This is a genomic window from Actinacidiphila acididurans, from assembly GCF_016918855.1.
Lineage (GTDB): Bacteria > Actinomycetota > Actinomycetes > Streptomycetales > Streptomycetaceae > Actinacidiphila > Actinacidiphila acididurans.
Genome location: NZ_JADKYB010000004.1, coordinates 398,797 through 418,283, shown reverse-complemented (window position 1 = coordinate 418,283; position 19,487 = coordinate 398,797). Strand labels below are relative to the sequence as shown.

At 69.2% G+C, this 19,487-nt stretch carries 15 protein-coding genes and 1 tRNA gene; 13 read left to right on the top strand and 3 right to left on the bottom strand.

Annotation, left to right across the window (positions count from 1 at the left end; genetic code table 11):
* The first annotated feature begins 9 nt into the window (after positions 1-9).
* Positions 10-1,059 carry a UDP-N-acetylmuramate dehydrogenase gene (locus ITX44_RS09670; protein ID WP_372440864.1) on the top strand — a complete coding sequence of 350 codons (1,050 nt, stop codon included), beginning with the start codon at positions 10-12 and terminating at the stop codon, positions 1,057-1,059.
* A gap of 56 nt (positions 1,060-1,115) precedes the next feature.
* Here the strand turns inward: ITX44_RS09670 and ITX44_RS09665 are convergent, their stop codons facing one another.
* Together ITX44_RS09665 and ITX44_RS09660 are read right to left on the bottom strand one after the other, a co-directional pair.
* Entirely contained in the window at positions 1,116-2,147 is a 1,032-nt protein-coding gene (locus ITX44_RS09665; protein WP_205356648.1) for an adenosine deaminase, read from the bottom strand.
* 140 nt (positions 2,148-2,287) lie between these two features.
* Complete coding sequence (locus ITX44_RS09660; protein WP_205356647.1) at positions 2,288-3,526, bottom strand: pyridoxal phosphate-dependent aminotransferase; 1,239 nt, start codon at positions 3,524-3,526, stop codon at positions 2,288-2,290.
* 213 nt (positions 3,527-3,739) lie between these two features.
* On the opposite strand from ITX44_RS09660, the gene ITX44_RS09655 reads away from it, so the two are divergent.
* The 3 genes from ITX44_RS09655 to nusG all read left to right on the top strand — a co-directional run bounded on the left by ITX44_RS09655 (position 3,740) and on the right by nusG (position 5,134).
* Positions 3,740-3,812 (top strand) — tRNA-Trp (locus ITX44_RS09655).
* A 94-nt stretch (positions 3,813-3,906) separates the two neighbouring features.
* Positions 3,907-4,197: a preprotein translocase subunit SecE gene (gene secE, locus ITX44_RS09650; protein WP_205356646.1), complete on the top strand. Its 291-nt coding sequence runs from the start codon at positions 3,907-3,909 to the stop codon at positions 4,195-4,197.
* A 70-nt stretch (positions 4,198-4,267) separates the two neighbouring features.
* Entirely contained in the window at positions 4,268-5,134 is an 867-nt protein-coding gene (nusG, locus tag ITX44_RS09645; protein WP_205356645.1) for a transcription termination/antitermination protein NusG, read from the top strand.
* 113 nt (positions 5,135-5,247) lie between these two features.
* Here the strand turns inward: nusG and ITX44_RS09640 are convergent, their stop codons facing one another.
* Positions 5,248-6,042 carry an SGNH/GDSL hydrolase family protein gene (locus ITX44_RS09640; RefSeq protein WP_372440863.1) on the bottom strand — a complete coding sequence of 265 codons (795 nt, stop codon included), beginning with the start codon at positions 6,040-6,042 and terminating at the stop codon, positions 5,248-5,250.
* Between the two features lie 166 nt (positions 6,043-6,208).
* On the opposite strand from ITX44_RS09640, the gene hemC reads away from it, so the two are divergent.
* From hemC to rpsG, 9 genes are all read left to right on the top strand, one after another.
* Positions 6,209-7,144 (top strand): hydroxymethylbilane synthase, encoded by a 936-nt coding sequence (gene hemC, locus ITX44_RS09635; RefSeq protein ID WP_205356644.1) that lies wholly within the window; start codon positions 6,209-6,211, stop codon positions 7,142-7,144.
* Positions 7,145-7,261: 117 nt separating this feature from the next.
* On the top strand, positions 7,262-7,696 hold the full coding sequence (gene rplK, locus ITX44_RS09630) for a 50S ribosomal protein L11 (RefSeq protein ID WP_069462611.1): 435 nt from the start codon (positions 7,262-7,264) through the stop codon (positions 7,694-7,696).
* A 114-nt stretch (positions 7,697-7,810) separates the two neighbouring features.
* Positions 7,811-8,536 (top strand): 50S ribosomal protein L1, encoded by a 726-nt coding sequence (rplA, locus tag ITX44_RS09625; RefSeq protein ID WP_205356643.1) that lies wholly within the window; start codon positions 7,811-7,813, stop codon positions 8,534-8,536.
* Between the two features lie 410 nt (positions 8,537-8,946).
* On the top strand, positions 8,947-9,477 hold the full coding sequence (rplJ, locus tag ITX44_RS09620; RefSeq protein ID WP_205356642.1) for a 50S ribosomal protein L10: 531 nt from the start codon (positions 8,947-8,949) through the stop codon (positions 9,475-9,477).
* Positions 9,478-9,590: 113 nt separating this feature from the next.
* Complete coding sequence (rplL, locus tag ITX44_RS09615) at positions 9,591-9,980, top strand: 50S ribosomal protein L7/L12 (protein ID WP_205356641.1); 390 nt, start codon at positions 9,591-9,593, stop codon at positions 9,978-9,980.
* A 529-nt stretch (positions 9,981-10,509) separates the two neighbouring features.
* Positions 10,510-13,995 (top strand): DNA-directed RNA polymerase subunit beta, encoded by a 3,486-nt coding sequence (gene rpoB / locus ITX44_RS09610; RefSeq protein ID WP_205356640.1) that lies wholly within the window; start codon positions 10,510-10,512, stop codon positions 13,993-13,995.
* Positions 13,996-14,114: 119 nt separating this feature from the next.
* On the top strand, positions 14,115-18,014 hold the full coding sequence (locus tag ITX44_RS09605; protein ID WP_205356639.1) for a DNA-directed RNA polymerase subunit beta': 3,900 nt from the start codon (positions 14,115-14,117) through the stop codon (positions 18,012-18,014).
* Positions 18,015-18,636: 622 nt separating this feature from the next.
* Positions 18,637-19,008 (top strand): 30S ribosomal protein S12, encoded by a 372-nt coding sequence (rpsL, locus tag ITX44_RS09600; RefSeq protein ID WP_014144289.1) that lies wholly within the window; start codon positions 18,637-18,639, stop codon positions 19,006-19,008.
* A gap of 2 nt (positions 19,009-19,010) precedes the next feature.
* Positions 19,011-19,481 (top strand): 30S ribosomal protein S7, encoded by a 471-nt coding sequence (gene rpsG, locus ITX44_RS09595; protein WP_205356638.1) that lies wholly within the window; start codon positions 19,011-19,013, stop codon positions 19,479-19,481.
* Positions 19,482-19,487 lie beyond the last annotated feature (6 nt).

Genomic DNA, 19,487 nt, shown 5'->3' with positions numbered 1-19,487 from the left:
TGCGTGCACGTGACGACGAACGGACCGCTGGCCCCCCTGACCACCTTCCGGCTCGGCGGACCCGCCGACCGTCTGGTGACGGTGACCACCGACGAGGAACTCGTCGCGACGGTCCGTGACGCCGACCACCGCGGCGAGCCGGTGCTGCTCGTCGGCGGCGGCAGCAACCTGGTGATCGGCGACGAGGGCTTCGCCGGCACCGCGGTACGGATCGCCACCCGCGGGGTGGACCTGCGCGGCACCCGGCTGGAACTGGCCGCGGGCGAGGTGTGGACGGACGCCGTCGCCGAGACCGTACGGGCCGGCCTGGCCGGCGTCGAGTGCCTGGCCGGCATCCCCGGCTCGGCCGGCGCCACACCCATCCAGAACGTCGGGGCGTACGGCCAGGAAGTGGCCGGCACGATCACCGAGGTCGTCGCCTACGACCGGCGGGCCGGCGAGGTGGTGACGCTGGACAACGCCGCCTGCGCCTTCACCTACCGCGGCAGCCGCTTCAAGGCGGACCCGGCGCGCTACGTCGTGCTGCGGGTGCGGTTCGGGCTGGAGGACGCCGGCGGGCTGTCCGGGCCCGTGAAATACGCCGAGACCGCCCGCGCGCTGGGCGTCGAGCCCGGCGACCGCGTACCGCTCGCCAAGGCCCGCGAGACCGTACTGGCGCTGCGAGCCGGCAAGGGCATGGTGCTCGACCCTGCCGACCACGACACCTGGTCGGCCGGCTCCTTCTTCACCAACCCGGTGCTGGACGCTGCCGCGTACGCCGCCTTCCTCGCCCGGGCGCGCGAGCGGCTCGGCCCGGACGTGGCGCCCCCCGCCTACCCGGACGGCGAGAACCGCACGAAGACGTCTGCCGCCTGGCTCATCGACAAGGCCGGCTTCACCAAGGGGTACGGCTCCGGGCCGGCCCGCATCTCCACCAAGCACACCCTCGCCCTGACCAATCGGGGTACGGCCACCACCTCCGACCTGCTGGCGCTCGCCCGGGAAGTACGGGACGGGGTCCGCGAGGCGTTCGGGGTGACCCTGGTCAACGAGCCGGTGATGGTGGGGGTCAGCCTCTAGGGCGAAGGGTTCGCCGGGAGCGCCCCTTTAGGTACTCCGGGCGAACCCCCGACCGTTCAGGCCACCCACTCGTCGATGCCCGCCAGCAGGCGATCCCGTACCGCGGCCGGGGCGCGGGAGCCCCGCACCGACTGCCGGGCGAGTTCGGCGAGTTCCTCGTCGGTGAAGCAATGGGTGTCCCGAGCGATCCCGTACTGCGCCGCCAGGCGGGAGCCGAAGAGGAGGGGGTCGTCCGCGCCGAGGGCGAGGGGGACGCCGGCGTCGAAGAGGGTGCGCAGGGGGACCTCCTCGGGCTTGTCGTAGACGCCGAGGGCGACGTTGGAGGCGGGGCAGACCTCGCAGGTGACGCCCTTGTCGGCGAGCCGGCGCAGGAGCCGGGGGTCCTCGGCGGCCCGCACTCCGTGGCCGATCCGCTGCGCGTGCAGGTCGTCCAGGCAGTCGCGGACGCTGGCCGGGCCGGAGAGTTCGCCGCCGTGCGGGGCGGCCAGCAGGCCCCCTTCACGGGCGATGGCGAAGGCCCGGTCGAAGTCGCGGGCCAGACCGCGGCGTTCGTCGTTGGACAGCCCGAAGCCGACGACCCCTTGGTCCTGGTAGCGGACCGCGAGTCGGGCCAGGGTACGGGCGTCCAGGGGGTGCTTCATGCGGTTGGCGGCCACGATCACCGCCATGCCCACCCCGGTGTCGCGGGAGGCGGTCCGCACAGCATCGAGGATGATCTCCATGGTGGGGATCAGCCCGCCCAGCCGGGGCGCGTACGAGGTGGGGTCGACCTGGATCTCCAGCCAGCCGGAGCCGTCCTGGGCATCCTCCTCGGCGGCCTCGCGGACCAGCCGCTGGATGTCCTCCGGGGTGCGCAGGCACGAGCGGGCGATGTCGTACAGCCGCTGGAAGCGGAACCAGCCGCGCTCGTCGGTGGCGCGCAGGCTCGGCGGCCGGCCCGAGGTCAGCGCCTCGGGCAGGTGGACCCCGTGCCGGTCGGCCAGTTCCAGCAGGGTGGCGGGCCGCATCGACCCGGTGAAGTGCAGATGCAGATGTGCCTTGGGCAGGCGCCGGATGTCCCGGGCCCGCGGGGGTGCCTCGCGTGCCATTTACTGATCCTGCTGTACGACGGCCCCCGCCCGGTAGCGCTTTCACCGAACGGGGGCTTGACCGAACTGCTGTGGGTGGGATGTACAGGTCGAGGGTACGGGCGCCGGGCGCCCGCCGTACGGCCCCGGTCAGGCAGACGTCAGTGGGATGCCTCACCCAGCAGCTTCTGCAGCCGGGAGACGCCCTCGGCCAGGTCCTCGTCGCCCAGCGCGTAGGAAAGCCGCAGGTAGCCGGGGGTGCCGAAGGCCTCACCGGGGACCACCGCGACCTCGGCCTCGTCCAGGATCAGGGCGGCCAGTTCCATGGAGGTCTGCGGGCGCTTGCCGCGGATCTCCTTGCCGAGCAGCGCCTTGACCGACGGGTAGGCGTAAAAGGCGCCCTCGGGAGTGGGGCACAGCACACCGTCGATCTCGTTGAGCATCCGCACGATGGTGCGGCGGCGCCGGTCGAAGGCGGTACGCATCGCCGCGACCGCCTCCAGGCTGCCGGAGACCGCGGCGAGGGCGGCGGCCTGCGAGACGTTCGCCACATTGGAGGTGGCGTGCGACTGGAGGTTGGTGGCGGCCTTGACCACGTCCTGGGGGCCGACGATCCACCCGACCCGCCAGCCGGTCATGGCGTACGTCTTGGCCACGCCGTTGACGACGACGCACTTGTCGCGCAGCTCGGGGACGATCGCCGGCAGCGAGGTGAAGGCGGCGTCGCCGTACACCAGGTGCTCGTAGATCTCGTCGGTGAGCACCCACAGGCCGTGCTCGACGGCCCAGCGGCCGATCGCCTCGGACTCGGCCTCGCTGTAGACCGCGCCGGTCGGGTTGGACGGCGAGACGAACAGCAGCACCTTGGTGCGCTCGGTGCGGGCCGCCTCCAACTGCTCCACGGAGACCCGGTAGCCGGTCGTCTCGTCCGCGACGACCTCCACCGGGACGCCGCCGGCGAGCCGGATCGACTCGGGGTACGTGGTCCAGTACGGCGCGGGCACGATGACCTCGTCACCCGGGTCCAGGATGGCGGCGAACGCCTCGTAGATGGCCTGCTTGCCGCCGTTGGTGACCAGCACCTGCGAGGCGTCCACCTCGTAGCCGGAGTCGCGCAGGGTCTTGGCGGCGATGGCGGCCTTCAGCTCGGGGAGGCCGCCGGCCGGGGTGTAGCGGTGGAACCGGGTCGTGCGGCACGCCTCGACCGCGGCCTCGACGATGTAGTCGGGCGTGGGGAAGTCGGGCTCGCCGGCGCCGAAGCCGATGACCGGGCGCCCGGCGGCCTTGAGGGCCTTGGCCTTGGCGTCGACGGCCAGGGTGGCCGACTCGGAGATCGACCCGACGCGGGCGGACACCCGCCGCTGGGTCGGTGACGTGACGGAGGGGGTTGCTGCGCTCATGACTGCATGCTCCCAGACCTCGCGGACCCCCGGCACCGCGGTTTCCGGAACCGCCGCGGACGGTCCTCGGCCGGAGGTCGTGGCAGAGGTCGTGGCAGAGGTCGCGGCAATTGGCGGCGCAAGGCGTTCGACGGGGGGCCGTTGCTCACGTACACTCATCGGTCGGTGGCCCTCCCAACCGCAGCTCCTGCTGTACGTTGGGGGAGTCGGCATAGGGTCGTAGCTCAATTGGTAGAGCACTGGTCTCCAAAACCAGTGGTTGGGGGTTCAAGTCCCTCCGGCCCTGCTCCACACGTCCAATGGTGGATGTGGGTAGGTAAGCACTCGCCGTACCGCGCGACGGGCGCGGCATGGCCACGACCGGAGTCAGGTGAGGACGAGTGACTGAGATCACGGACTCCATCGACGTCCCTGAGCCGGGAACGACTCAGGACCCGGAGACCGAGAAGAAGCCCCGCCGAGGTGGCAAGCGCGGCAAGAAGGGCCCGCTCGGGCGTCTTGCCCTTTTCTACCGCCAGATTGTCGCGGAGCTGCGCAAGGTTGTCTGGCCGAGCCGGAACGACCTCATTACCTACACCACTGTGGTGATCGTGTTCGTGGTGGCGGTCATTGCGTTCGTGAGTCTGGTTGACTGGGGATTCTCAAGGCTTGTTTCCTCCGTCTTCGGCTGATCCGCGGTGAGCGGCGCCGAAGGCGGCGCCACCGTTTGTTCCACCTCTGAAGTCAGGAAGAAGCAGCACCGTGTCTGACCCGAACGTGTACGACGCCGATGCCGCCGACGAGTCCGTGCGTGACGCGCGGGACGAACACGACGACGACACCGCGCTCGACATCGTGGATGCGGCCGACGGCGACGTCGACGAGGCCGAGGCTGCCGACCTCGCGGCCGGTGAGCCGGCCGAGAGCGCGGCGGTGCACGCCGACGACGACGACGTCGCGCAGGGGGACGACGAGGGCGACGAGGGGGAGCAGGAAGGCGCCGTCGCGGCCGAGGCCGTGGACCCGGTGGCTGCTTTCCGCGACGAGCTGCGGTCTCTGCCCGGCGAGTGGTACGTGATCCACACGTACGCCGGCTACGAGAACCGGGTGAAGTCCAACCTGGAGCAGCGGGCCGTCTCGCTGAACGTCGAGGAGTACATCTACCAGGCCGAGGTGCCCCAGGAAGAGGTCGTCCAGATCAAGAACGGCGACCGCAAGACGATCCGGCAGAACAAGCTGCCCGGATACGTCCTGGTGCGCATGGACCTGACCAACGAGTCGTGGGGCGTGGTCCGCAACACGCCGGGCGTCACCGGCTTCGTCGGCAACGCGTACGACCCGTACCCGCTGACCCTGGACGAGATCGTCAAGATGCTCGCTCCCGAGGTCGAGGCCGCTGCCGAGGCCGCCGCGATCGCCGAGGGCACCGCGGTCCCCCGCAAGGTCGAGGTCCAGGTGCTGGACTTCGAGGTGGGCGACTCGGTCACCGTCACCGACGGTCCCTTCGCCACCCTCCAGGCCACGATCAACGAGATCAACCCGGACTCGAAGAAGGTCAAGGGCCTGGTCGAGATCTTCGGCCGCGAGACCCCGGTCGAGCTGAGCTTCGACCAGATCCAGAAGAACTAGGCTTCTCCGGAAGAACCAGGTTTTCCGGCCTTTCCGGTCGTCGAAAGGGCCCCCGGCCGACGGACATCCGTCGGTCGGGGGCCCTTTTCGTGCTGGTTCCGTTCGGGACGCGCTCAGCTGTTGGCGTTGAGGACGGGGTAGTAGCCGCTGGCGTGGCCGGTGGCGGTGGGGTGGTAGGACTCCCAGGTCGGGGAGATGACCAGGGAGTGCAGCCAGTCGTCGCCCGAGCAGAGCTCGTGGCCGTTGAAGGTGTTGCGCACGTCGCCGAAGGTGAAGCCGTGGGCGGCGGCGCGGGTGGCGATCACGTTGTCCAGGACGTCGGCGGCCTCGTCGATCTTGCGGTGCTTGGTGTCGCTGAGGCCGATGCAGAAGACGTTCAGGGTGTAGAGCCGCGGGTAGCCCAGGACGACCACCTTGGCGTTGGGCGCCTTGGCCCGGATCGCGTTGTACGTGGCGTCCAGCCGGCCCGGGAGGGTGTTCTGGGCGTAGCTCTCGGCCTGGTCGACCCGGTTCACGCAGGTGGTGTCGGAGCCGGTCACGCAGGTGGTGATGACGTCGGAGAAGCCCGCGTCGTTGCCGCCGATCGTGACCGAGACCAGGCCGGTGGACGCGCTGAGCGGGCCGAGCTGGCTGTTGGTCACGTCCGTGGTCACCGCGCCGGAGCACGCGGTGTCGGCGAACGAGGACGGCGAGTGGGCGTTCTTCCACAGGTAGGGGTACGCGCTGAAGCTGCGGTGGCAGTCGCCGCTGGCGCTGTCGTAGTTCCCCGCGCCGTTGCCGGCCGCGTACGAGTCCCCGAGCGCGACGTACGCGGTCCCGGCCGCATGCGCCGGACCGGTCAGGACCAGGCTGATCACCATCGCGAAGACCAGCGTGGCGAGGGCTGATAACGACTTGGTCAGTCTCACGGAACCTCCCTGGGCGGAAAGCTGGCTACCACTTGGTAGCAAGCGATCCGGCCCTAGGGGAAGTGTTCATGCCAAGAATTCTTCCCGCGTAGACCCGGGCTTTACGCGACCGGGGCCCGGGGGGCACCCTGCGGAGCGTCGAGCGGCACCGGCTATCGTGGTGGGCATGTCGGTGCCCGAACTGATCCGTATCGTCTCCCGCGACTCGCCCATGGCCCTGGCTCAGGTCGAGCGGGTGCGGGCCGAACTGGGCGCGCTGCACCCGGGTGTCCGCACCGAGGTCGTACCGGTGAAGACCACCGGCGACAAGTGGATGGGCGACCTGTCCAAGGTCGAGGGCAAGGGCGCGTTCACCAAGGAAGTGGACGCCGCGCTGCTGGCCGGCCACGCCGACCTCGCCGTGCACTGCGTCAAGGACGTGCCCGCCGACCGCCCGCTGCCGGCCGGCACCATGTTCGCCGCCTTCCTCAAGCGCGACGACATCCGCGACGCCCTGGTCCACCCCGGCGGCCTGCGCCTGGACCGGCTCCCGGCCGGCACCCGGATCGGCACCTCCTCGGTGCGCCGCAAGGCGCAACTCGCCGCGTCCTACCCGCACCTGGAGTGCGTGCCGATGCGCGGCAACGCCAACCGCCGGCTGGAAAAGCTCGCGGCCGGCGACGCCGACGCACTGCTGCTCGCGGTCTCCGGGCTGGAGCGGATCGGCCGTACCGACGCGATCACCGAGGTGCTCCCGCCCGAGACGATGATGCCGCCGATCGGGGCCGGCATCCTCGCCCTCCAGTGCCGCGAAGGGGATGACGACCTCATCGCGGCGGTCTCCGGCCTCGGCGACCCGGACACCCACCGCGAGGCGACCGCCGAGCGGATGTTCCTGCACGTCCTGCAGGGCCACTGCAACTCGCCGATCGCCGGCTACGCCCGCGCCGAGGGCAACGGCGAGCTCTCGCTGCGTGCCTCGGTGTTCACTCCCGACGGCAAGACCGTGCTCAACGCCCACGAGTGGGCCGGCCGGCTCGACCCGGCGACGCTGGGCACCTCGGTCGCGGTGGCGCTGCTGCGGCAGGGCGCGCGCGAGCTGATCGACGGCATCGCGCACTGACCGTACGGGGCCGTGCCCGTGGGAACCCGATTTAAGTTTCGGGTGGGTACCCATTAAAGTTGCCGGGTATGCCTGCGCGCAGGCATGGACAAATCACCAAGGACCCGGAGAGAGCACATGCCTCCCAAGAAGAAGAAGGTCACGGGGCTGATCAAGCTCCAGATCAACGCCGGTGCGGCCAACCCGGCCCCGCCGGTCGGCCCCGCGCTGGGTCAGCACGGCGTGAACATCATGGAATTCTGCAAGGCGTACAACGCGGCCACCGAGTCGCAGCGCGGCATGGTGATCCCGGTGGAGATCACGGTCTACGAGGACCGCACCTTCACCTTCATCACCAAGACTCCGCCGGCCGCCAAGCTGATCCTGAAGGCCGCGGGCGTGGACAAGGGCTCCGGCGAGCCGCACAAGACCAAGGTCGCCAAGCTCACCCGCGACCAGGTCCGCGAGATCGCCACCACCAAGCTCCCCGACCTGAACGCCAACGACCTGGACGCCGCCGAGAAGATCATCGCCGGCACCGCCCGCTCCATGGGCATCACGGTCGAGGGCTGACACCCGTACGCATTCCGCGCCCGACGGCGGCAGCTGCCGTACGGCGCACGTGGCAGGGCTGGCTCGGCCCGCACCACGACTCCACACCGACGATCACATGATCAGGAGCAGCACGTGAGCAAGCGCAGCAAGTCTCTCCGCGCTGCGGACAACCAGGTCGACCGGGAGCGTCTGTACGCGCCCCTGGAGGCCGTCCGCCTCGCCAAGAACACCGCGACCACCAAGTTCGACTCGACCGTCGAGGTCGCCTTCCGCCTGGGTGTCGACCCGCGCAAGGCCGACCAGATGGTCCGCGGCACCGTGAACCTTCCGCACGGCACCGGCAAGACCGCCCGGGTCCTGGTCTTCGCCACTGGTGACCGTGCCGCGGCAGCGGAGGCCGCCGGAGCCGACATCGTCGGCTCCGACGAGCTCATCGACGAGGTGGCCAAGGGCCGGCTGGACTTCGACGCCGTCGTCGCCACGCCGGACCTGATGGGCAAGGTCGGCCGGCTGGGCCGGGTGCTCGGCCCGCGCGGCCTGATGCCGAACCCGAAGACCGGCACCGTGACGCCCGACGTGGCCAAGGCGGTCACCGAGATCAAGGGCGGCAAGATCGAGTTCCGCGTCGACAAGCACTCGAACCTGCACTTCATCATCGGCAAGGTGTCCTTCGACGACGCCCAGCTCGTGGAGAACTACTCGGCGGCGCTCGAGGAGATCCTGCGGCTGAAGCCGTCCGCCGCCAAGGGCCGGTACCTGAAGAAGGCCGCCCTGTCCACCACCATGGGCCCCGGCATCCCGGTCGACCCCAACCGCACCCGCAACCTGATGGTCGAGGAGGACCCGGCGGCCGTCTGAGCCCCGGGCCCGGCCGCCCCGCGCGGCCTCGTACCCTCGCGCAGCACTGCACTGCGCACGACCAGCCGCCCCGCTCCCGGTCCGCCGGGTGCGGGGCGGTGTCGTACGCCCGCCGGCCCCGGCCCCAGGGGGCGATTTGCCCCGCGGGGACCGGGTCCCGTACTCTGCTCCGGTAGCCAGAGACCGCTGGTTGTCGTCGTGCCTTCGTCAGGGGGTGGGACGGCCGAAGGATCCGCCGAGTGCGGACGGCCTGCGCAGGTGACCGTGGAAGAACTCCGGAGGCACGTCGTGCTTCCGTCGAGTCACGCCCCGTGCGCCTGCGCCGGGGCGTTTGTCGTGTGAGGAACCTCCTTCGCCCACCGGGCGGTCCGTATTCACCCGGAATCCACCCCGGAAGGAGGCCGAGACTCATGGCGAGGCCCGACAAGGCCGGCGCAGTGGCCGAGTTGACGGACAAGTTCCGCGCATCGAACGCCGCCGTGCTGACCGAGTACCGCGGTCTCACCGTGGCGCAGCTCAAGACGCTGCGCCGTTCACTCGGTGAGAACGCCACGTACGCCGTGGTGAAGAACACGCTGACCAAGATCGCGGCCAACGAGGCCGGGATCAACACGATCGACGACCTGTTCGCGGGTCCGTCGGCCGTCGCCTTCGTCACCGGTGACCCGGTCGAGGCGGCGAAGGGTCTGCGTGACTTCGCCAAGGACAACCCCGCGCTGGTCATCAAGGGCGGTGTCCTCGACGGCAAGGCGATGTCCGCCGACGAGATCAAGCAGCTCGCGGACCTGGAGTCGCGCGAGGTCCTGCTGGCCAAGCTGGCCGGCGCCATGAAGGCCAAGCAGTCCCAGACTGCCGCGCTCTTCCAGGCGCTCCCGTCGAAGTTCGTCCGCACCGCGGAGGCGCTTCGGGCCAAGCTGGCCGAGCAGGAAGGTGCCGAGTAACCCGGCGCGCACATTGACCGTCGCCCACCCCGGGCGCGGTCGCCGCGGGCCCGATGTGTACGCCCGCTGACCTGTACATCCGGCACCAGCCGATCAGTGGAAGGACCGCCAGCATGGCGACCAAGCTCAACAAGGAAGACCTGCTCGCCCAGTTCGAGGAGATGACCCTTCTCGAGCTCGCCGACTTCGTGAAGGCGTTCGAGGAGAAGTTCGACGTCACCGCCGCCGCCCCGGTCGCGGTCGCCGCCGGTGCGGCCGTGGGCGGCCCGGCCGCCCCGGTCGAGGAGGAGAAGGACGAGTTCGACGTCATCCTCACCGGCGCGGGCGAGAAGAAGATCCAGGTCATCAAGGTCGTGCGCGAGCTGACCTCGCTCGGCCTGAAGGAGGCCAAGGACCTCGTGGACGGCGCCCCGAAGCCCGTCCTGGAGAAGGTCAACAAGGAGGCCGCGGACAAGGGCAAGGAGGCCCTCGAGGCCGCCGGCGCCTCGGTCGAGGTCAAGTAACACCTCGCACCACCCAGGCACCATCAGCAGGGCATCAGGGGGTCATCGGCTCCCCGCCCTGCCGCGGGGCGGCCACCCGAACGGGTGGCCGCCCCTGCTCGTTTTGGATCTCCACAAGGCCGGGGCCTTGACGGATGGCACGCAGCGCGCAATTCTCAGGACGGTTCGACACAGCGTCCCGGGTTGGATGCGGGTCCGATGCATGGATCGGTTCCGATGCGGGAATGCATGACGATGCAGCGTGACGGGTGCGGATCCGGTTCCAGCTCCGAGGGTGGCCGGAGGTCCGCGAGACAGAGCGAGGGGGCGACGATTCGGTACTCCGAATCACAGCTCTGGACATCAGTGGGCCAAGTGGCTACACTGACCCTTTGCGCTGCCTGTTAGCTGTCGCCTGGCCCGTCACCAGCGGCATGCCCACGTCTGAGCACCCGGGAGCAGCCCTTTCACCAGGGCGTTTCTCCTTCCGCTCAGGGGCGGACCGACCGGTACGCGCGTAGTGAGTCCGAGCCCTCGGAAGGACCCCCTCTTGGCCGCCTCGCGCAACGCCTCGACTGCCAATTCGAACAACGGCGCAAGCACCGCACCGCTGCGCATCTCCTTTGCGAAGATCCGTGAACCGCTCGAAGTTCCGAACCTCCTCGCGCTCCAGACCGAGAGCTTTGACTGGCTGCTCGGCAACGCCGCGTGGAAGGCCCGGGTCGAGGCGGCCCTGGACAGTGGGCAGGACGTCCCCCGGAAGTCCGGTCTGGAGGAGATCTTCGAGGAGATCTCCCCGATCGAGGACTTCAGCGGGTCGATGTCGCTCACTTTCCGCGACCACCGCTTCGAGCCGCCGAAGAACTCGCTGGACGAGTGCAAGGAGCGCGACTTCACCTACGGCGCCCCGCTCTTCGTCACCGCCGAGTTCACCAACAACGAGACCGGCGAGATCAAGTCCCAGACGGTCTTCATGGGCGACTTCCCCCTGATGACCAGCAAGGGCACCTTCTGCATCAACGGCACCGAGCGTGTCGTCGTCTCGCAGCTCGTGCGCTCGCCGGGTGTCTACTTCGACAGCCAGATCGACAAGACGTCGGACAAGGACATCTTCTCCGCCAAGATCATCCCGTCCCGGGGTGCCTGGCTGGAGATGGAGATCGACAAGCGCGACATGGTCGGTGTGCGCATCGACCGCAAGCGCAAGCAGTCGGTCACCGTGCTGCTCAAGGCGCTCGGCTGGAGCACCGAGCAGATCCTGGACGAGTTCGGCGACTACGAGTCGATGCGCGCCACCCTGGAGAAGGACCACACCCAGGGCCAGGACGACGCGCTGCTGGACATCTACCGCAAGCTGCGTCCGGGCGAGCCGCCGACCAAGGAGGCCGCCCAGACCCTGCTGGAGAACCTGTACTTCAACCCGAAGCGCTACGACCTTGCCAAGGTCGGCCGCTACAAGGTCAACAAGAAGCTGGGCAGCGACGCGCCGCTGGACGCGGGCGTGCTCACCACCGACGACATCATCGCCACGATCAAGTACCTGGTGAAGCTGCACGCCGGTGAGACCGAGACGCTCGGCGAGAACGGCCAGAGCATCGTGGTCGAGGTGGACGACATCGACCACTTCGGCAACCGCCGCCTGCGCAACGTCGGCGAGCTCATCCAGAACCAGGTCCGTACCGGCCTGGCCCGGATGGAGCGCGTGGTCCGGGAGCGGATGACGACCCAGGACGTCGAGGCGATCACGCCGCAGACCCTGATCAACATCCGGCCGGTCGTCGCCTCCATCAAGGAGTTCTTCGGCACCAGCCAGCTCTCCCAGTTCATGGACCAGACGAACCCGCTGTCCGGCCTGACCCACAAGCGCCGCCTGTCGGCGCTGGGCCCCGGCGGTCTGTCCCGTGAGCGGGCCGGCTTCGAGGTCCGTGACGTGCACCCGTCCCACTACGGCCGGATGTGCCCGATCGAGACCCCCGAAGGCCCGAACATCGGTCTGATCGGCTCGCTGGCGTCGTACGGCCGGGTCAACGCGTTCGGCTTCGTCGAGACCCCCTACCGCAAGGTGGTCGACGGCCAGGTCACCGACGACGTGGACTACCTGACCGCCGACGAGGAGGACCGCTTCGTCATCGCGCAGGCCAACGCGCCGCTGACCGACGAGCTGCGGTTCGCCGAGGGCCGCGTTCTGGTGCGCCGCCGTGGCGGCGAGGTCGACTACATCCCCGGCGACGACGTGGACTACATGGACGTCTCGCCGCGCCAGATGGTGTCGGTCGCGACCGCCATGATCCCGTTCCTGGAGCACGACGACGCCAACCGCGCGCTCATGGGATCGAACATGATGCGCCAGGCCGTGCCGCTGATCAAGGCGGAGGCGCCGCTGGTCGGCACCGGCATGGAGTACCGCTGCGCGGTCGACGCCGGCGACGTGATCAAGGCCGAGAAGGACGGCGTGGTCCAGGAGGTCAGCGCCGACTACGTCACGATCACCAACGACGACGGCACGTACACCACCTACCGGGTCGCCAAGTTCAGCCGCTCGAACCAGGGCACCTCCTTCAACCAGAAGGTGGTCGTGGACGAGGGCGCCCGCGTGGTGGCCGGCCAGGTGCTCGCCGACGGCCCGTCCACGGACGAGGGCGAGATGGCGCTCGGCAAGAACCTGCTGGTCGCGTTCATGCCGTGGGAGGGCCACAACTACGAGGACGCGATCATCCTCTCCCAGCGGCTGGTGCAGGACGACGTCCTGTCCTCGATCCACATCGAGGAGCACGAGGTCGACGCCCGTGACACCAAGCTGGGCCCCGAGGAGATCACCCGGGACATCCCGAACGTCTCCGAGGAGGTGCTGGCCGACCTCGACGAGCGCGGCATCATCCGGATCGGCGCCGACGTGGTGGCCGGCGACATCCTGGTCGGCAAGGTCACCCCGAAGGGCGAGACCGAGCTGACCCCGGAGGAGCGGCTGCTGCGCGCGATCTTCGGCGAGAAGGCCCGTGAGGTCCGCGACACCTCGCTGAAGGTGCCGCACGGCGAGACCGGCAAGGTCATCGGCGTGCGCGTCTTCGACCGCGAGGAGGGCGACGAGCTGCCGCCCGGCGTCAACCAGCTGGTGCGGGTCTACGTGGCCCAGAAGCGCAAGATCACCGACGGTGACAAGCTGGCCGGCCGGCACGGCAACAAGGGCGTCATCTCCAAGATCCTGCCCGTCGAGGACATGCCGTTCCTGGAGGACGGCACCCCGGTGGACATCATCCTCAACCCGCTGGGCGTCCCCTCCCGGATGAACCCCGGCCAGGTGCTGGAGATCCACCTCGGGTGGCTGGCCAAGCAGGGCTGGGACGTCAGCGGCATCGCCGAGGAGTGGGCCCGCCGGCTCGACGGCATCGGCGCCGGCCAGGTGGACCCGGACACCAACGTGGCCACCCCGGTCTTCGACGGTGCCCGCGAGGACGAGATCACCGGCCTGTTCCAGGCCACGGTGCCCAACCGGGACGGCGACCGCATGGTGCTGCCCTCCGGCAAGGCCCGGCTGTTCGACGGCCGCTCCGGTGAGCCGTTCCCGGACCCGATCTCGATCGGCTACATGTACATCCTCAAGCTGCACCACCTGGTGGACGACAAGCTGCACGCCCGCTCGACCGGCCCGTACTCGATGATCACCCAGCAGCCGCTGGGCGGTAAGGCGCAGTTCGGCGGGCAGCGCTTCGGCGAGATGGAGGTGTGGGCGCTGGAAGCGTACGGCGCCGCGTACGCGCTCCAGGAGCTGCTGACCATCAAGTCCGACGACGTTCTGGGCCGCGTGAAGGTCTACGAGGCCATCGTCAAGGGCGAGAACATCCCCGAGCCCGGCATTCCGGAGTCCTTCAAGGTCCTCATCAAGGAGATGCAGTCGCTCTGCCTCAACGTGGAGGTGCTGTCCTCGGACGGCATGTCCATCGAGATGCGGGACACCGACGAGGACGTGTTCCGTGCGGCGGAGGAGCTCGGTATCGACCTGTCCCGGCGCGAGCCGAGCAGCGTCGAAGAGGTCTGACGGGTGCTCCCCGGCGCCGATCCATGGCGCCGGGGGACCCCCACGGCCCCGTACAGACCACAACAGCCTGATATCTCGCTGACGCGAGGGGCACAACCCTGAGAGGGATTGACGACACAGTGCTCGACGTCAACTTCTTCGACGAGCTGCGGATCGGCCTGGCCACCGCGGACGACATCCGGACCTGGTCGCACGGTGAGGTCAAGAAGCCGGAGACCATCAACTACCGCACTCTGAAGCCGGAAAAGGACGGGCTCTTCTGCGAGAAGATCTTCGGCCCCACCCGGGACTGGGAGTGCTACTGCGGTAAGTACAAGCGTGTCCGCTTCAAGGGCATCATCTGCGAGCGGTGCGGCGTCGAGGTGACGCGTGCCAAGGTGCGCCGTGAGCGGATGGGCCACATCGAGCTGGCCGCGCCCGTCACGCACATCTGGTACTTCAAGGGCGTGCCCTCGCGCCTGGGCTACCTGCTCGACCTGGCCCCGAAGGACCTGGAGAAGGTCATCTACTTCGCGGCCTACATGATCACCTGGGTGGACGAGGAGCGCCGCACCCGCGACCTGCCCTCGCTGGAGGCCCAGGTCTCGGTGGAGCGGCAGCAGGTCGAGCAGCGCCGTGACGCCGACGTCGAGGCCCGGCAGAAGAAGCTGGAGGCCGACCTCGGCGAGCTGGAGAACGAGGGCGCCAAGGCCGACGTGCGCCGCAAGGTGCGCGAAGGCGCCGAGCGCGAGATGAAGCAGCTGCGCGACCGCTCCCAGCGCGAGCTGGACCGGCTGGACGAGGTCTGGGCCCGCTTCAAGAACCTCAAGGTGCAGGACCTGGAGGGCGACGAGCTGCTCTACCGCGAGCTGCGCGACCGCTTCGGCACGTACTTCCAGGGCTCGATGGGTGCCGCGGCGCTGCAGAAGCGCCTGGAGTCCTTCGACCTGGACGAGGAGGCCGCCAAGCTCCGGGAGATCATCCGCACCGGCAAGGGCCAGAAGAAGACCCGAGCCCTGAAGCGGCTCAAGGTCGTCTCGGCGTTCCTCCAGACCAGCAACAAGCCGCAGGGCATGGTGCTGGACTGCGTCCCGGTGATCCCGCCGGACCTGCGGCCGATGGTGCAGCTCGACGGTGGCCGGTTCGCCACCTCCGACCTGAACGACCTGTACCGCCGCGTGATCAACCGCAACAACCGCCTGAAGCGGCTGCTGGACCTCGGCGCGCCCGAGATCATCGTGAACAACGAGAAGCGCATGCTCCAGGAGGCCGTCGACGCGCTCTTCGACAACGGCCGCCGCGGCCGCCCGGTGACCGGGCCCGGCAACCGTCCGCTGAAGTCGCTGTCCGACATGCTCAAGGGCAAGCAGGGCCGGTTCCGCCAGAACCTGCTCGGCAAGCGCGTCGACTACTCCGCCCGTTCGGTGATCGTCGTCGGCCCGCAGCTCAAGCTGCACCAGTGCGGCCTGCCCAAGGCCATGGCGCTGGAGCTGTTCAAGCCGTTCGTGATGAAGCGCCTGGTCGACCTGAACCACGCGCAGAACATCAAGTCGGCCAAGCGCATGGTCGAGCGCGGCCGCACCGTGGTGTACGACGTCCTCGAAGAGGTCATCGCCGAGCACCCGGTGCTGCTCAACCGCGCCCCGACCCTGCACCGGCTCGGCATCCAGGCGTTCGAGCCGCAGCTCGTCGAGGGCAAGGCCATCCAGATCCACCCGCTGGTCTGCACCGCCTTCAACGCGGACTTCGACGGCGACCAGATGGCCGTGCACCTGCCGCTGTCCGCGGAGGCGCAGGCCGAGGCCCGCATCCTGATGCTGTCCTCGAACAACATCCTCAAGCCGGCCGACGGCCGCCCGGTGACCATGCCCACCCAGGACATGGTGCTCGGCCTGTTCTTCCTGACCACCAACTCGGAGGAGCGGGAGATCACCGGCGAGGGCCGGGCCTTCGGCTCGACCGCCGAGGCGATCATGGCGTTCGACAGCCGCGAGCTGTCGATGCAGGCGCCGGTCGACATCCGGTTCCCGGTGGGCACCGTCCCGCCGCGCACCTGGACGCCGCCGGAGCCGGCCGAGGGCGAGGAGCCGTACCAGCTCGGTGACAGCTTCCGGCTGCGCACCACGCTGGGTCGGGCGCTGTTCAACGAGCTGCTGCCCGAGGACTACCCGTTCGTGGACTACCCGGTGGGCAAGAAGCAGCTCTCCGAGATCGTCAACGACCTCGCCGAGCGCTACCCGAAGGTGATCGTGGCGGCGACGCTCGACAACCTGAAGGCGGCCGGCTTCCACTGGGCGACCCGCTCCGGCGTGACCGTCGCCATCTCGGACGTCGTGGTGCCCGAGGCCAAGAAGGGCATCATCGCCACGTACGAGGCGATGGACGAGAAGGTGCAGAAGCAGTACGAGCGCGGCCTGATCACCAAGCAGGAGCGGTCGGACGAGCTGATCGGCATCTGGACCAAGGCGACCAACGAGGTTGCCGCGGCGATGAACGCCAACTTCCCGAAGACCAACCCGATCTTCATGATGGTCGACTCCGGTGCCCGCGGAAACATGATGCAGATGCGTCAGATCGCGGGTATGCGCGGCCTGGTCTCGAACGCCAAGAACGAGACCATCCCGCGGCCGATCAAGGCGTCCTTCCGCGAGGGCCTGTCCGTGCTGGAGTACTTCATCTCCACGCACGGTGCCCGTAAGGGTCTGGCCGACACCGCCCTGCGTACCGCCGACTCCGGGTACCTCACCCGGCGTCTGGTGGACGTCTCGCAGGACGTCATCATCCGCGAGGAGGACTGCGGCACCGAGCGCGGTCTGAAACTGAAGATCGCCGACCGGGCGGCCGACGGGACGCTGCTCAAGGCGGAGGACGTCGAGACCAGCGTGTACGCGCGGATGCTCGCCGAGGACGTGGTGGTGGACGGCAAGGTCGTCGCGCCCGCCAACGTCGACCTCGGTGACGTGCTGATCGACCAGCTGGTCGCGCGCGGCGTCGAGGAGGTCAAGGTCCGCTCGATCCTGACCTGCGAGTCGGCCGTCGGGACCTGCGCGTACTGCTACGGCCGCTCGCTGGCCACCGGCAAGCTGGTGGACATCGGCGAGGCCGTCGGCATCATCGCGGCCCAGTCGATCGGCGAGCCCGGCACCCAGCTCACCATGCGTACGTTCCACACCGGTGGTGTCGCCGGTGAGGACATCACGCAGGGTCTGCCGCGTGTGGTCGAGCTGTTCGAGGCCCGTGTGCCCAAGGGCGTCGCCCCGATCTCCGAGGCGGCCGGCCGGGTGCGCGTGGAGGAGACCGAGAAGACCAAGAAGATCGTGGTCACCCCGGACGACGGGGCGGACGAGATCGCCTACCCGATCTCCAAGCGGGTGCGCATGCTGGTGGGCGAGGGCGACCACGTCGAGGTCGGCGAGAAGCTGACCGTGGGTGCCACCAACCCGCACGACGTGCTGCGCATCCTCGGCCAGCGCCAGGTGCAGATCCACCTGGTGCAGGAGGTCCAGAAGGTCTACAACTCGCAGGGTGTGTCGATCCACGACAAGCACATCGAGATCATCATCCGGCAGATGCTGCGCCGTGTGACGATCATCGAGTCCGGTGACGCGGAGCTGCTGCCCGGCGAGCTGGTCGAGCGCGGCCGGTTCGAGCAGGAGAACCGCCGCGTGGTGTCCGAGGGCGGTCACCCGGCTTCGGGTCGTCCGCAGCTCATGGGCATCACCAAGGCGTCGCTGGCCACCGAGTCCTGGCTGTCGGCCGCCTCCTTCCAGGAGACGACCCGGGTGCTCACGGACGCGGCCATCCACGCCAAGTCGGACTCGCTGCTGGGTCTGAAGGAGAACGTCATCATCGGCAAGCTGATCCCGGCCGGTACGGGCCTGTCCCGCTACCGCAACATCCGGGTGGAGCCCACCGAGGAGGCCAAGGCCGCGATGTACTCGGCCGTCGGCTACGACGACATCGACTACAGCCCCTTCGGCACCGGCTCCGGCCAGGCGGTCCCGCTGGAGGACTACGACTACGGCCCGTACAACGGCTGAGGTCGGAACACGCAGAAAGAGAGCGGCGCCCCGGGGTTTCGAACCCCGGGGCGCCGCCCCCTTTTGTGCGGTCGCCGGCCCGCACGCCCTGTGCGGGCCGTCACCGGCCCGCACAGGGCGGCCAGGGGCCCGAACCCGGCGCGGGGAGGTGCCGGGCGGCGGGCGGCGCGTTCGGCCGTGAGGAGGGCCTCCAGGCGGACGGGACGCACACGTCCCGCCGCGGCCTCGGCCCCCGGTCCGCGGAATGGGCCGGTGGTGAGTACGATCTTGGGTACCATGTCGCCGGGTCCCTGTGCCGTCACCGGTGACCGTCCTCGGCCGTGCCGCCGAGCGAGACCTCCGCGCAGCGCCTGGCGTCCGCGGAGAGGGACGCGGGCGTGTCGCCCCCGTACGCATCTGTTTTGACCGCGACCAATGCGGTAGGTACCCTCTCATCTTGTGCCTGGGGTGTGCCCGGGTTCTTGCGCGTGCCATACGACCGTGCGGGAACACCGAGGCCAGCGGCACCCGCCACACGCACTTTTCCGTACGCGGAGACGGTGCGGGGTCCGCGACACACCCGACCGCGTGGGTCGGACCCAGGTTAGAAGTATCGAGTCGGCACAAAGAAACCGGAGAAACGGTGCCTACGATCCAGCAGCTGGTCCGCAAGGGCCGGCAGGACAAGGTCGAGAAGAACAAGACGCCCGCGCTGAAGGGGTCCCCGCAGCGTCGCGGCGTGTGCACGCGTGTGTACACGACCACCCCGAAGAAGCCGAACTCGGCGCTCCGTAAGGTCGCGCGTGTGCGTCTGACCAGCGGGATCGAGGTGACCGCTTACATCCCGGGCGAGGGGCACAACCTGCAGGAGCACTCCATCGTGCTCGTGCGTGGCGGCCGTGTGAAGGACCTGCCGGGTGTTCGCTACAAGATCATCCGCGGTTCGCTCGACACGCAGGGCGTGAAGAACCGCAAGCAGGCCCGCAGCCGCTACGGCGCCAAGAAGGAGAAGTAAGAATGCCTCGTAAGGGCCCCGCCCCGAAGCGCCCGGTCATCATCGACCCGGTTTACGGCTCCCCCTTGGTGACCTCCCTGGTCAACAAGATCCTCCTGCACGGCAAGCGCTCCACCGCCGAGCGCATCGTGTACGGCGCCATGGAGGGTCTGCGGGACAAGTCCGGCACCGACCCGGTCATCACGCTCAAGCGCGCGCTGGAGAACATCAAGCCGACCCTGGAGGTCAAGTCCCGCCGCGTCGGTGGCGCGACCTACCAGGTCCCCGTCGAGGTCCGCCCGGGCCGCCAGAACACCCTGGCGCTGCGCTGGCTGGTCGGCTACTCCCGCGCCCGCCGCGAGAAGACCATGACCGAGCGCCTGATGAACGAGATCCTGGACGCCAGCAATGGTCTGGGCGCCTCCGTGAAGCGTCGCGAGGACACCCACAAGATGGCCGAGTCCAACAAGGCGTTCGCGCACTACCGCTGGTAGTCAGCA